This window comes from Neisseria sp. P0021.S007, from assembly GCF_051956855.1.
Window position 1 is genome coordinate 1 of the sequence record NZ_JBQCXA010001663.1, and the last position, 449, is coordinate 449.

Sequence of the window (449 nt, forward strand, 5' to 3'; positions counted from 1 at the left end):
CGATTTATCAGTACACTCGAAGGACAGGCCAATTTCAGCCTCAATACATGGGAAGGCCGTCTGAAAGGCGCATTTGACAGACAAGCCCTTGCCTTGGCCTTTAAATACCAACGCGATACCCAACCGCGTCCGCACCTTGACGCCGGTATCGCCTTACAAAAACTCAATCTGACCCCTTACTTGGAAGATCTGAAAACCCAGCCACCACTAAACCTTCCTTCCCTGCTGGCCAAATCCTGGTTGCCCGATATTGAGGCCAACCTCCAAATCGGCAGCATTCAAACCGCCGGCCTGCAATTAGAAAACATCGAATCCCTGCTCACCGCCGATAAAGAACATATCGCCCTGCACCGTTTCAAAGCCGGGCTTTATGGCGGCAAAACCGAGGGCGGCCTGAGTATTGCGGCGACCCAACCTGCTTCCTACCACCTTCAGCAAGACGCAAAAGG

1 protein-coding gene is annotated in these 449 nt (G+C 53.0%); it reads left to right on the forward strand.

The window, feature by feature from the left end:
* The coding region (locus ACTHUR_RS20800) for an AsmA family protein (protein ID WP_440400700.1) at positions 1-449 on the forward strand (449 nt) is incomplete at both ends.